12 protein-coding genes are annotated in these 12031 nt (G+C 58.1%); 8 read left to right on the forward strand and 4 right to left on the reverse strand.

What is annotated here, in order from left to right:
- Positions 1 to 14: 14 nt before the first annotated feature.
- The 4 genes from ACYASS_RS22865 to ACYASS_RS22880 all read left to right on the forward strand — a co-directional run bounded on the left by ACYASS_RS22865 (position 15) and on the right by ACYASS_RS22880 (position 3326).
- On the forward strand, positions 15 to 575 hold the full coding sequence (locus tag ACYASS_RS22865) for an MSMEG_0567/Sll0786 family nitrogen starvation N-acetyltransferase (protein ID WP_463587783.1): 561 nt from the start codon (positions 15 to 17) through the stop codon (positions 573 to 575).
- Positions 568 to 1596, forward strand: a complete 1029-nt coding sequence (locus ACYASS_RS22870; protein ID WP_463587784.1) for a sll0787 family AIR synthase-like protein — start codon at positions 568 to 570, stop codon at positions 1594 to 1596. Before ACYASS_RS22865 ends, ACYASS_RS22870 begins: the two co-directional genes overlap by 8 nt.
- Before the next feature lies 1 nt (position 1597).
- Positions 1598 to 1918 (forward strand): MSMEG_0570 family nitrogen starvation response protein, encoded by a 321-nt coding sequence (locus ACYASS_RS22875; protein ID WP_243248378.1) that lies wholly within the window; start codon positions 1598 to 1600, stop codon positions 1916 to 1918.
- Positions 1919 to 2036: 118 nt separating this feature from the next.
- Entirely contained in the window at positions 2037 to 3326 is a 1290-nt protein-coding gene (locus ACYASS_RS22880) for an MSMEG_0569 family flavin-dependent oxidoreductase (protein ID WP_463587785.1), read from the forward strand.
- A 268-nt stretch (positions 3327 to 3594) separates the two neighbouring features.
- Here ACYASS_RS22880 and ACYASS_RS22885 read toward each other — a convergent pair whose 3' ends face one another.
- Positions 3595 to 4596 carry a DUF4917 family protein gene (locus ACYASS_RS22885; RefSeq protein ID WP_463587786.1) on the reverse strand — a complete coding sequence of 334 codons (1002 nt, stop codon included), beginning with the start codon at positions 4594 to 4596 and terminating at the stop codon, positions 3595 to 3597.
- Between the two features lie 171 nt (positions 4597 to 4767).
- On the opposite strand from ACYASS_RS22885, the gene ACYASS_RS22890 reads away from it, so the two are divergent.
- The 3 genes from ACYASS_RS22890 to ACYASS_RS22900 all read left to right on the forward strand — a co-directional run bounded on the left by ACYASS_RS22890 (position 4768) and on the right by ACYASS_RS22900 (position 7913).
- Positions 4768 to 5499, forward strand: a complete 732-nt coding sequence (locus ACYASS_RS22890; RefSeq protein WP_463587787.1) for a GntR family transcriptional regulator — start codon at positions 4768 to 4770, stop codon at positions 5497 to 5499.
- 214 nt (positions 5500 to 5713) lie between these two features.
- Positions 5714 to 7003 (forward strand): MFS transporter, encoded by a 1290-nt coding sequence (locus ACYASS_RS22895; RefSeq protein WP_463587788.1) that lies wholly within the window; start codon positions 5714 to 5716, stop codon positions 7001 to 7003.
- A gap of 70 nt (positions 7004 to 7073) precedes the next feature.
- A complete protein-coding gene (locus ACYASS_RS22900; protein ID WP_463587789.1) occupies positions 7074 to 7913 on the forward strand; it encodes an amidohydrolase family protein in 840 nt (279 codons plus the stop codon).
- 377 nt (positions 7914 to 8290) lie between these two features.
- Here ACYASS_RS22900 and ACYASS_RS22905 read toward each other — a convergent pair whose 3' ends face one another.
- From ACYASS_RS22905 to ACYASS_RS22915, 3 genes are all read right to left on the reverse strand, one after another.
- Entirely contained in the window at positions 8291 to 9682 is a 1392-nt protein-coding gene (locus tag ACYASS_RS22905; protein WP_463587790.1) for a sensor histidine kinase, read from the reverse strand.
- Positions 9660 to 10343, reverse strand: coding sequence for a response regulator transcription factor (locus ACYASS_RS22910; protein WP_463587791.1), 684 nt, complete (start codon positions 10341 to 10343; stop codon positions 9660 to 9662). Before ACYASS_RS22910 ends, ACYASS_RS22905 begins: the two co-directional genes overlap by 23 nt.
- 138 nt (positions 10344 to 10481) lie before the next feature.
- Entirely contained in the window at positions 10482 to 11402 is a 921-nt protein-coding gene (locus ACYASS_RS22915; RefSeq protein WP_463587792.1) for a formate/nitrite transporter family protein, read from the reverse strand.
- A gap of 141 nt (positions 11403 to 11543) precedes the next feature.
- On the opposite strand from ACYASS_RS22915, the gene ACYASS_RS22920 reads away from it, so the two are divergent.
- Positions 11544 to 12029, forward strand: a complete 486-nt coding sequence (locus ACYASS_RS22920; RefSeq protein ID WP_463587793.1) for a GNAT family N-acetyltransferase — start codon at positions 11544 to 11546, stop codon at positions 12027 to 12029.
- Positions 12030 to 12031 lie beyond the last annotated feature (2 nt).

A 12031-nucleotide genomic window follows, 5' to 3' on the forward strand; every position in this document is an offset into this window, starting at 1 on the left:
CAGGAGAAGCGCCCATGCCCAGCCTTGCCTTCGCTCTAGTCGACAGCACGTTCGAGCCCTTCCGGGCGGGTGAACTGCTGGTCAAACCGGCCACCGAACCCTGGGAGAGACAGGCTTATTACGCGGTGCGTCGGGCGGTGTTTTCCGATGAGCAACAACTGCTGGCGCAAGACAAGGACGGTCACGACTTTCAAGCGATTGCCATTGTCGCGCTGGCAGGCAATTGCGGCATGGCCGATCAGGTGGTCGGCGCAGTACGGATTTACCAGCCGGAACCTGGTTTGTGGTTTGGCGGACGCTTATGCGTTGCGCCTGCCTATCGACGCCACAGCATGATTGGCAAGGCGCTGGTCAACGAGGCGGTGTCGCAAGCGAAGGATCTGGGCTGTGAAATTTTTCACGCCACCGTACAGACGGCAAACGAGCTGTATTTTCAGGCGCTGCACTGGCAAACCCTGAGTCATCTTGAGTTGCTCGGGCAACCTCATTGCCTGATGCAGGCTGATTTGACGTGCTACCCGTTCATGCCGCGTCAGGTGTCATTGCGCACGTTGCAGGGAGCCCGCCATGCGTGAGATCAACGATCTGCCAGCGCTGCTCGAACGGTTGCGAAACACCCAGGCAATGCTTTCCAAGCAGGCCATTCAGCAGCCCGCAGCGGTCACCGGCAAAGCGGACAAGGTGATGACCCGCACCGAGCTGTACGCGTTGCCCGGTGATGACACCGCAGCCATTGCCTGCGGCGAGCAGTTTCAACTATTGGCCATCGAAGGCATGTTGCCCGGTTTTGTCAGTGCCGCGCCGTGGTTCGCTGGCTGGTCTGCAGTGATGGCCAATGTCAGCGATATCACTGCAATGGGCGGTCGCGCCACTGCGGTGGTCAACGCCTATTGGCACCATGATCAGGATGCTGCGCAGCAGGTGTTGGCCGGGATTCGTGCCGCGTGTGAAGCCTACGGTCTGATTCTGGCGGGCGGGCATACCAGCCTGGCCTCTGGTAATCCGACTGCGTTGGCTGTGGCGATTACCGGAGTCGCCAACAGGTTGCTGTCGAGCCTGCATGTGGCGCCGGGGCAGGTCATCGCCATGGCGGTCGACCTCGAAGGCCAGTGGCATGCGGATACCCCCTACTGGAAAGCGTTTGAAGGCGTCCCGGCCTCACGGCTGCGCAGCAAGCTTGAAGTGCTGCCACGTCTGGCCGAGGCGCAACTGCTGCATGCCGCCAAGGACATCAGCAATGCCGGAATATTGGGCAGCCTGCTGATGCTACTGGAGGCCACCGGTTGTGGCGGGCACGTGGATTTGAATGCGTTGCCATGTCCGCCAGACGCTCTTCCGGAGCGCTGGCTGCAGGTCTTTCCCAGCTACGGCTTTGTGATCACCCTTGATGAAAAAAACTGGCCCAACGTGCAGGCCGCTTTCGAGTTTGAAGGGCTTTGCTGCGCGCGAATCGGCGAGGTGAAGCCGCGGGGAGCACTGACTGTGCAGGCGGGTTCGCAACATGCCGAATTCTGGAATCTGAGGGAGCAAGCTTTCACCGGATTCAGTTATGCCCATCTTGATCTGTCCTCATTGAACACCCAACAGGAGCACTGACATGCCCGCTGTCAATTTCACCATTCGCTGGCCCAATGGCAAGGAAGCTTCCGGTTACTCACCTTCGACGGTGATCTACGACCACCTGCAAGAAGGCGCCAGTTACCCGCTGGCCGATTTTCTGCAGCGCATCGAGGGCGGCCTCAACAACGCCTCGGAGCGGGTCAAACAGGTCAAGGGTTTCTACTGCAGTTCTGCAATGGACACCCTTAATTCCCTGAAGGGTCAGGCCATGCGGCAGGAAGAGGGCGCCGTTCAGGTGATCAGCATGCGCACTGAAGGCGGTGGACGAGTGCCGAGTTCGGGGTGGAGTTCTTTCTGAAACAAATGCCCTGTAGGAGCTGCCGAAGGCTGCGAAAGCGGTGTGTCAGGTATAACGCTATCGCAGCCTTCGGCAGCTCCTACAGAACGTGCAATCCGCGACTCACCGGAGCTTTCAAATGCCCAACCCTCTCACCTCAATCAAACCACCCCATCACAGCGTAATCATCGTCGGCGGAGGTCAGGCCGGATTGTCTGCCAGCCATTATCTGCAGGCTCACGGCATCGAACATCTGGTGCTGGAGAAACATAGCCTGACCCACACTTGGCGGACCCAGCGCTGGGACGCGTTCAGCCTGGTTACGCCCAACTGGCAATGCGCGTTGCCCGGGTATCGCTACGACGTGGAGCATCAGGGTAAAGATCCCCATGGCTTCATGACCAAGGGGCAAATCAACGAATATCTGGCGGGCTTTGTCGCGTCGGTCAATGCGCCTGCGCTCGAAGGCGTGGTGGTGCAGCGTGTGCTGCCACGCGCTGTTGGTGGCTTTGAGGTGCATACCTCCAAAGGCGAGTTCACGGCCGATCAGGTGATCGTCGCGTCGGGCGGTTATCACACGCCGATCATCCCGCGCCTGGCCGAGCGTGTGTCCGCGCAGATCACCCAGATCCACTCCGAGCAATACCGCAACGCCGAGTCGCTGCCCGAAGGCAGTGTGTTGGTCGTAGGCTCAGGGCAGAGCGGCGCGCAGATTGCCGAAGATTTGCACCTGGCCGGGCGCAAGGTCTATCTTGCGGTCGGCGAGGCACCGCGCTGTGCGCGTTTTTATCGTGGCAAGGACGTGGTCGACTGGCTGGCCGAGATGGGCTACTACGACATCGGCGTCGACACACATCCGCTGCGTGAAGGCGTGCGCGACAACACCAACCACTACGTCACCGGGCGTGATGGCGGCCGGGATATCGACCTGCGTCGCTTTGCTGCTGAAGGGATGCAATTGTTCGGTCGTCTTGAAGGCTTGCGGGGCGGCACGCTGACCTTTGCCAACAACCTCAGGCAAAGTCTCGACAGCGCTGATGCGGTCTACAACAGGATCAATGGCTCCATTGATAAGTACATTCTGGAACAGGGAATAGACGCTCCGGCCGGCGAGGTTTACGTGCCGCAGTGGACGCCGGAGCAGGAGCGTACCGAGCTTGATCTGGACGCGGCAGGCATCACCAGTATTGTCTGGTGCATCGGTTTTACGCCTGACTTCACATGGGTCGAAGCGCCCGTGTTCAACGGTCGCGGTCATCCGGGACACAAGCGGGGTATTACCGCGCAGCCGGGCTTGTATTTCCTCGGCTTGCCATGGCTTTACAGCTGGGGTTCCGGCAGGTTTTCAGGCGTGGCGCGTGATGCAGAGTATCTGGTCGCGCATATCGCTGAAGCGTTGGCGCCGGCGCGGCGAGTTGGGGCGGGGTAGGCATCCTCTGGTAGATAGCTGCTGGCCAGGCTCATGTGGACATTGGTTGGCGCGAGGCTTGCCCGCGAAGAACGATAACACCGTGTGCCTGCCATACCGCGCTGACTGATTCGCGGGCAAGCCTCGCTCCAACGAGGATTTCGTGAGGCTGGGGGAACGGTGCTTGGTCTGGGCGGCATTTCGACGATAAGAACAACTCGGTCTATGCTTCAAACCGCGTCGCCTTTATCGCGGGCAAGCACCGCTCCCACAGGAGTAAGCATTACAGTCAGGCCTTCACCAACGAATCCGCGCTCCCCAGCGGATGGCTCTTTGCATCAAAAAAGCTCAACTCGATATCCAGATCACCGAACAACTCTTTGTAGTGGCGCTTCTGGAATTCGATAAACGCCTCGCTGCGCGGCAGCACGGAGATCGCGATGCGCTTCGGTCGGGCCTGACGAATCGCGGCGACGATGTGTGCATCCTGCTTGCCCAGCGCATGGCCGAAGATGCACAACGCATCACGGTGTTGCGCCAGTTGCCCGTGACAGAACGACAGGTAATCCGAAGTGCGGATGAGCTTCATCTTCTCGGCGCTGGTGCCTTCGCTGATGAACAGCGGTACATCGTCCAGTGCATTGATGGCGAAGCTACCCAGCAACGAGCTTTCCGAGGACAGCAGCTTGCGCACCGAGCCGTCCAGATTCTTCACCAGATGCATGCCGCCATGCAGATGCAGGATCCGTGTCGCGTTAGCCCGGGTTGCATGCAGATTGAACGTCGCGTCGTCGTTGAACAGATCGTCGAAGTGCTCCGGTGCATGCATCACCGCCCAATAGGCGAGCAGGTCATAGTTACTCGAGTAGACGCTGGCATAGCGCTGCAACTCGGCGTTCATCCGGGCCAGCGTATCGGCTTCGATCAGCTTCCACGGGATGTGCACCGAGCGGATCGCATGGATCAGCGCTTCCTTGATGGCGAAGTACCGGTTGCGCGGCGACGAAGAACTGATGGTCAGCGCTGCATTGACCCGCATTGCCGACTTCAGTGCCGCCAGCACGGGCTCGAAGTTGTGAGTGTCCATGGCGCTGAACACCGCCAGCTCGGTCCGGCTCATGGGGTTGCTGCGGGTGGTTTGCGACAGGTCGAACAGCGAGTCGTAGGCGAAGTTTTTCCAGACAGCCAGACTGGCACCATTGCCCATCAACAACCCCCATTCTTCATCGTGGGCAGTTCGCAGTGCATTCCAGTCAGCCAGTCCAGCGTCAATTTCCGTCAATTGCATCATCTCGCTTCACTTCTGATTCAGGGATCGCCCTCAACGACGGGCGTCTTGGGCTGAAACCTGGCCATCTTATAGAACGGAGCGAAAAAATGTGACCGGGTTGCTCTTGACGACCTTTTGTATCAAGACAATACTTCGCTGCACATTCATATAGATGACTAGATAAATAAAAATATGAACAGATTATCCAGTGATGAGCGTCTACCCCTTTATCAACGTCTGCGCGATCAGTTAGCTGAGCAGATTGCCAACAATCGCTGGCGTCCAGGCGAGGCAATTCCTACCGAAGCGGCACTGTCCAGCGAGTATTGCCTGTCCACCGGCACGGTGCGTAAAGCCATCGACATGCTGGTTGCCGACAACATTCTTGAGCGTCAGCAGGGTCGCGGAACATTTATCCGTCGCCCGCAGTTTGAATCTTCGCTGTTCCGCTTCTTTCGTTTTCAGTCCGCTGCTGGCGCGCGTCAGGTTCCGGAAAGCCGAATTCTTTCCATTGAACCCATGACCGCGCCGTCGGCGGTCAGCCAGGCCCTTGGTCTGATTCCGAACGCCCCCGTCATTCGCATGGTACGTCTGCGCTTGCTCGACGCGCAGCCAATGCTGGCGGAAGAAATCTGGCTGCCTCGGGTTCAGTTCCAGGCATTGCTGGATAACGACCTGCAACGGCAGGGGCCGTTGCTTTACCCGATTTACGAAGCGCTATGTGGCCAGGTGGTCGCTTATGCCGAAGAGACACTGACAGCCGAGGCCGTCAGTGAAGTGCATGCGCGGCTGTTGCAGATTCCAGCCAACAGCCCGGTTGTGGTGATTGAACGTCTGGCGCGCAATTACGCGGGCGAACCTCTGGAATGGCGCCGTTCGCGTGGGCATGCCAGTCATTTCCGTTACAGCGTGGAAATCCGCTGAGGCTGATGCCTCGGCTCTTTCCCTGATTCACTTTTATCAAACGATCGCAATGGCCTGGATTGGAACAGGGTGCACAGGTGGGAGCGAATTCATTCGCGAAAGGGCATTTACAGCCGGCGCAAACCCGTCGGCTGGAATATCGATTCGCGAGTGAACTTGCCCCCACCTGGCGTCTTTCAGGGGCTCCGGGTAACTCTATATAAGGACAAAAACCATGTTCAGTTGGTATCGCCAAGTCACTCCTCGGGAGCGCAAAACGTTTTGGGCGTGTTTCGGCGGCTGGTCGCTGGATGCGCTGGAAGTGCAGATGTTCGGCCTGGCGATTCCGGCGCTGATTGCCGCCTTTGCCCTCACCAAGGGCGATGCCGGCTTGATCAGCGGCGTGACACTGGTCACCTCGGCACTGGGCGGCTGGGTCGGCGGTACGCTGTCTGATCGCTACGGCCGGGTCCGTACCCTGCAGTGGATGATCCTCTGGTTCTCGTTTTTCACTTTTCTCTCGGCGTTCGTCACCGGCTTCAACCAGTTGCTGATCGTCAAGGCCCTGCAAGGCTTTGGTATCGGTGGCGAGTGGGCTGCCGGTGCAGTGTTGATGGCAGAAACCATCCAGTCCAAATATCGCGGCAAGGTGATGGGCACCGTGCAGAGCGCCTGGGCGGTTGGCTGGGGCCTGGCGGTGCTGGTCTTTACCCTGATCTACTCGTTGGTGCCGCAGGATATCGCCTGGCGGGCGATGTTCCTTGTCGGTCTGTTGCCATCGCTGCTGATCATCTGGGTACGCCGCAATGTTGAAGAGCCGGACAGCTTCCAGCGTCAGCAGAAAGACAAGACCACGCCGAAAAGCTTCTTCAAGTCCATGGCGGGTATTTTTCGCCCTGAGTTGCTGCGTGTAACCCTGCTCGGCGGCATCCTGGGTCTGGGGGCTCACGGTGGTTACCACGCGGTAATGACCTGGTTGCCAACCTTCCTGAAAACCGAGCGCAATCTCTCGGTATTGAACTCTGGCGGCTATCTGGCGGTGATCATTGTCGCTTTCTGGTGTGGCTGCGTGGCCAGCGGCTTCCTGATTGACCGTATCGGTCGCCGTATGAACATTTTGCTGTTCGCCATCTGCTGCGTGGTCACTGTGCAGTGCTATGTATTCCTGCCCCTGACCAATACCCAAATGCTGTTCCTCGGCTTCCCGCTGGGTTTCTTTGCAGCCGGTATCCCAGCCAGTCTCGGCTCGTTCTTCAACGAGCTATATCCCGCTGATGTGCGCGGAGCAGGGGTGGGCTTTTGCTACAACTTCGGCCGCGTATTGTCCGCTGTATTCCCGTTCATGGTCGGTCACATGAGCGAATCCATGTCGCTGGGCTCGGCCATCGGTATCGATGCTGGTATCGCCTACGGCGTGGCAGTGATTGCCGCACTTTGCCTGCCTGAAACCCGTGGTCGCAGCCTGGAAGCGACCACGCCCGAAACTGATGCGACTCAAGGACGTGAAACCCCGCAGCAAGCCTGACGTGCCGTCTGGTTTGCAGTAGATCCACGCGCGGTGCGTTTGCACCGCGCTTCCTTGATAGATGAGTTCCATGCCTGAGTCCTGTACTACCCCAATCATCGGTATCGATGGTCACGCCCACGTGTTCAGCAGCGATCTGAGCCTGACGGCGGGCCGCCGTTACACCCCCGACTATGACGCGACGCTTGATGCCTACTTGCGACAGCTGCGCGAGAATGGCCTGAGCCATGGCGTTCTGGTGCAACCGAGCTTTCTGGGGACCGACAATCAATACCTGCTGGACGCGCTGGCCAAGGCGCCAGAGCAACTGCGCGGTGTGGCGGTGGTCGATGCCGACATCAGCCGTGAAGAACTGCGGCAGATGGACGAGCAGGGCATTGTCGGGATTCGGTTGAACCTGATGGGCAAGCCTTTGCCGGACTTTACCGAGCCGGGCTGGAAACGGCTTCTCGATGAGGTTTCCGCGCTGGGCTGGCACGTGGAGTTGCATCGCGGGGTAGAAGATATTCCAACCCTGATTCGCGGTCTGATGCCGTTTGGCTGCAAGATCGTGGTCGACCACTTTGGCCGTCCTGACGCGCCGCTCGGGGTTGATCATCCGGCGTTTCAAGCGTTGCTGGAATGCGGTTTGAGCGGTCGGGTATGGGTCAAGGTTTCAGCGATTTACCGCCTGGGCGGCAGCCCTGAGCAAAACGCCGGTTTTGCCAGGGCAGCCATGCCTTTGCTGATCAAGTGCTTCGGTCTGAATCGTCTGGTCTGGGGCAGTGACTGGCCGCATACGCAGCACGAGAGTGAAGTTGATTTCGCTCGGGCCATTGGCCAATTACAGGGGCTTGGGTGTTCCGGGGCTGAACTTCGCGGCTTGCTGGTTGATGCGCCGCGGGTGTTGTTTGGTTTTTCGGTGCCTTGAAATACGGCTACCTGTGAAACCGTAAACGTCCTGTAGGAGCTGCCGAAGGCTGCGATGGCGGTGTATCAGAATGAACGCTTTCGCAGCCTTCGACAGCCCCTATCAAACAAAATATAAATCACTGAGTAAACGGGGGGCTGTTGGAGCTAGTGGGCGGCAACAGTCCAATGTTTGTTTCGCGACAGCGTGGTGCCAGGGACACCGGGGCGGCTCTCATCAAACAAGCTACAACTAACTAATTTGGAATGCTTCTTTACCTGTAGGAGTGAGCTTGCTCGCGATGGCGTCAGGTCAGACGGTAGTTCTCAACAGGTCTACCGTTATCGCGAGCAAGCTCACTCCTACAGTTCCAACTTAACTGTTGTTATCGCGGACGATCACACCAACGCCACCGTCTGCCGACACTCCAGACTCAATCTCGCGCCGCCCAGCGGGCTGGTTCCGATATGCAGGGTGAAGCCGTGCAGATTGACGATCGCAGCAACAATCGATAGCCCCAGACCAAAGCCGTGTTTCTGAGTGCTGCCTTCGCTGCGATAGAAACGCTGAAACACCGCCTGGCGTTCGGCTTCGGGAATGCCGGGGCCTGAGTCCTGGACTTCAAGACACGTGCTGTCGCCGTCGGCCCGGGCACTCAGGATCACGCTGCCATTGGGCGGGGTGAACTTGATCGAGTTGCTGAGCAGATTGGCCAGTGCTTCAAAGAGCAGGGCGCGGTCGCCCAGTAGCTGTGGCAGCGGATCCTCTACGCGCAGGTAAAGGCTGACGCCGCCTTCTTCAGCCAGGGGCAGGTAGAAATCATGGACCTCTTGCAACAACGCGCCGGGGTCGATCTCGATGAATGCCGAGCGTCGCTGGTGATCTTCGATTTCTGAGATACGCAGCAAACCGCGAAAGCGCGCCATCAAGGTGTCCGCTTCGGCAATCACCTGATCCATTTGCGTGGCGACCAGCGAGTCTTCCGGTGATTGCTGCTGAATGCGGTACAGCTGTGCCCGCAGGCGAGTCAGCGGTGTACGCAAGTCATGGGCAATGTTGTCACAGACGCCCTTGACCTCGTTCATCAGCTTTTCGATGCGATCAAGCATGGCATTGACGATGACTGCCAGCATGTCCAGTTCGTCGCGCCGTGCGGACACCGGCAAACGGCGCCCGAGGTCGCCAGCGACGATTGCTTCGGCGCTGGCCTGGATACCACGAATGCGTTTCAACGGTCGGCGGCTGAGCAGATGCCAGCCAGCGATGCCTGGAATAATCGTCAGTGACAGCCCCCACAGCAGGGCGCGCAAGATCAGGGTAGTCACCGCAAACAAGGAGCCGTTGTCACGCACCAGTACCAGCCAGTGACCGTCACGCGTCTGGCTGGCAACTGCATCGCAGGTATCCTGCGGCATGTGCGGGTCTTGCGAGTCGACGCAGTTGCTGAGCTGATGGATTTTACCGTCCAGCGGCAGGCTTGGCGGTACGGTCTTGATCGGACCGTTGAGCGGGCGCAACTCTGCATCGAACAATCCGTAGGCGTCTACGGCGCGCATGTCAAAGGTCATGCTGGAGGTCAACGCCTCGATCAGTTGTTCACCTTCGAAGCGGGCGAACAACTGCTGGCGTTGCATGAGGGAGTGACGGGCGAGGTTTTCCAGATAGCTGCTGACTTCCCAGTAGACCACCCCGATCAAGGTGCAGCTCCAGGCCACAAATAGAAAGCTGTACAGCGCCAGCAAGCGGCTGCTGGAGGATCGCCAGCCTTTAGACGGGTTCAGCAATGACATAACCCGAGCCTCGTACGGTTCGAATCAGTGGAGTCATGCCGGGCGGATCGATTTTTTTGCGCAGGCGGCCGATATGCACATCGATCAGGTTGGTCCCGGGATCGAAGTGATAGCCCCAGACTTCTTCGAAAATCATCATGCGGGTGATGATCTGCCCGCTGTTACGCATCAGGAATTCCAGCAGTTTGTATTCCGTGGGCAGCAAGCTCAACGGTTGCTGGCCACGGCTGGCTTCACGCTTGATCAGATTCAGTTCAAGGTCGGCGACTTGCAGGACGGTTTCTGCTGCCGCCACCGGGTTGCGTCGGCGCAACAGGACTTCAACCCGCGCAGCCATTTCATCGGAGGCAAACGGTTTGGCCAGATAATCATCGCCACCGGCACGCAGGCCCCGGACGCGCTCGTCGACATCGGAGAGGGCGCTGATCATCAGGATGGGGGTGAAGATACCTTGAGCGCGCAAGGTCGTGACAATCGCCAGGCCGTCTACTTCGGGCAACATACGATCCAGAGTGATCAGATCGTAATCACCGCTTACTGCTCGGGCGAGGCCTTCGCGACCGTTATCCACCCAGTCTACTTCGAGGCCATGGTTGCTCAATTCAGCGACGATTTCCCGGGCGGTCACGGCGTCGTCTTCGATGGTCAGAATTCGGGTCATCTTGCCTGCCTGAAGGGGTTACAGCCAAAACGCCATTCTGGCTCATCTAACCTGAACAGATTCTGAAAGAATTTTCATCTGGCACTTGGCCTGGGTTGAAATGCGATTTCCCACAGAGAAATCGCATTCCAGCTTAAATTATTTAGTAACCGAAGTAGCCTGCTCTTCCTCTTTGAGCCGCTTCTTCTCTTCAATCTTCTTCAACCGGTCCCGTTCCAGTTTGGCCGTAGTGTCTTTCTCGCTGCGGATCTGCGCATGACTGAGGATAGCGAAAATGAAGCTGCCGCCGATGATATTGCCGCCCAGTGTCGGTGCCGCGAACACCAGCCAGAAGTCACTCCAGGACAACTCACCTGCAAACACCAGATAAGAAACCTCTGCCGAACCGACCACGATGTGGGTGAAATCGCCCAATGCCATCAGGTAGGTGATCAGCACGATGATCCAGATCTTGGCGGCCTCCATGGACGCAATCATCCAGACCATGGTGGCGATCATCCAGCCAGACACAATACCTTTGGAAAACATATGGGTGACGTCGTTTTCCATGACCTTACGGCCAATTTCGAGGAAGGCGTGATCGGTCTTGCTGTCGAAAATAGGCAAATGCAACATCACATAAGCCACCAGCAACGTGCCGCACAAGTTGCCGAATAGCACCACACCCCACAAGCGAAATAACCGGCCCAGATTGCTCAGGGTGGGCTGGCTCATGACCGGCAGCACCGCAGTCAGGGTGTTTTCGGTGAACAACTGCTGGCGGGCGAGGATGACCGCGAGAAAACCGGCGGAGTAACCCAGGCTGGCGATCACATGGCTGGATTCAATATCCGGCAGGCGGGATTTGAACAATCCCATGGCCATCAGCGACAGGCCCATGGTCAGACCTGCGGCCAACGCGGACCACCACAACGCGGCGACGCTGCGCTCGAGTTCGTGATCGCCCTGAATGCGGATGGTCTCGTGCAGCACCGCCGGTCGCGGTGGCTGATTCTCGTCGACTTCCCGTTCCTCTTCTGCGGACAACCCGGGTGTTCTGCCTTCTGCTTTATCGTCCATACAACATCCTTAAAATGCGAGTGAAGGCGTAGGTGTTTAAATGCTGCGCCGGGCTGATGGTTGAGACACAATCCTCCGCTGGTCGTTCGCCATTGAGCCCATCTGATTGATTAATAAAAACCAGTCTTCAAGGAGATAAACGTGACATTGCAGATTCGTGAAGCCACCCGCGCGGATGCCCAGGTAATTCTGGGCTTTATTACCGAGTTGGCTATCTATGAAAAGGCCGAGCATGAGGTTTTGGCTGACGTTGCGGATATCGAACGCAGCCTGTTTGATGAAGCATCCCCGGCCCGTGCCTTGATCTGCCTGCTGGACGATCAGCCGATAGGTTTCGCGGTTTATTTCCTCAGTTACTCCACCTGGCTGGGCCGCAAGGGGTTGTATCTTGAGGACCTGTTCGTTTCGCAGGTTCATCGCGGTGTGGGGGCTGGCAAACACCTGTTGCGCCATCTCGCAAAAATCGCCCATGACAGCGGTTGTGGACGTTTCGAATGGAGCGTGCTGGACTGGAATCAGCCTGCGATCGACTTCTACAAATCCATTGGCGCCGAGCCGCAGGACGAGTGGGTGCGGTATCGAATGGAAGGCGACACGCTGAAAAACTTCGCCCTGGGTGGGGTCTGAAC

The organism is Pseudomonas sp. HP_14 (genome assembly GCF_055283875.1).

Coding starts and splice junctions, on each gene's coding strand:
- ACYASS_RS22900 (WP_463587789.1), top strand. CDS start 7,074: ATGCCTGAGTCCTGTACTACCCCAATCATCGGTATCGATGGTCACGCC.
- ACYASS_RS22890 (WP_463587787.1), top strand. CDS start 4,768: ATGAACAGATTATCCAGTGATGAGCGTCTACCCCTTTATCAACGTCTG.
- ACYASS_RS22870 (WP_463587784.1), top strand. CDS start 568: ATGCGTGAGATCAACGATCTGCCAGCGCTGCTCGAACGGTTGCGAAAC.
- ACYASS_RS22865 (WP_463587783.1), top strand. CDS start 15: ATGCCCAGCCTTGCCTTCGCTCTAGTCGACAGCACGTTCGAGCCCTTC.
- ACYASS_RS22910 (WP_463587791.1), bottom strand. CDS start 10,343: ATGACCCGAATTCTGACCATCGAAGACGACGCCGTGACCGCCCGGGAA.
- ACYASS_RS22905 (WP_463587790.1), bottom strand. CDS start 9,682: ATGTCATTGCTGAACCCGTCTAAAGGCTGGCGATCCTCCAGCAGCCGC.
- ACYASS_RS22895 (WP_463587788.1), top strand. CDS start 5,714: ATGTTCAGTTGGTATCGCCAAGTCACTCCTCGGGAGCGCAAAACGTTT.
- ACYASS_RS22885 (WP_463587786.1), bottom strand. CDS start 4,596: ATGATGCAATTGACGGAAATTGACGCTGGACTGGCTGACTGGAATGCA.
- ACYASS_RS22915 (WP_463587792.1), bottom strand. CDS start 11,402: ATGGACGATAAAGCAGAAGGCAGAACACCCGGGTTGTCCGCAGAAGAG.
- ACYASS_RS22880 (WP_463587785.1), top strand. CDS start 2,037: ATGCCCAACCCTCTCACCTCAATCAAACCACCCCATCACAGCGTAATC.
- ACYASS_RS22875 (WP_243248378.1), top strand. CDS start 1,598: ATGCCCGCTGTCAATTTCACCATTCGCTGGCCCAATGGCAAGGAAGCT.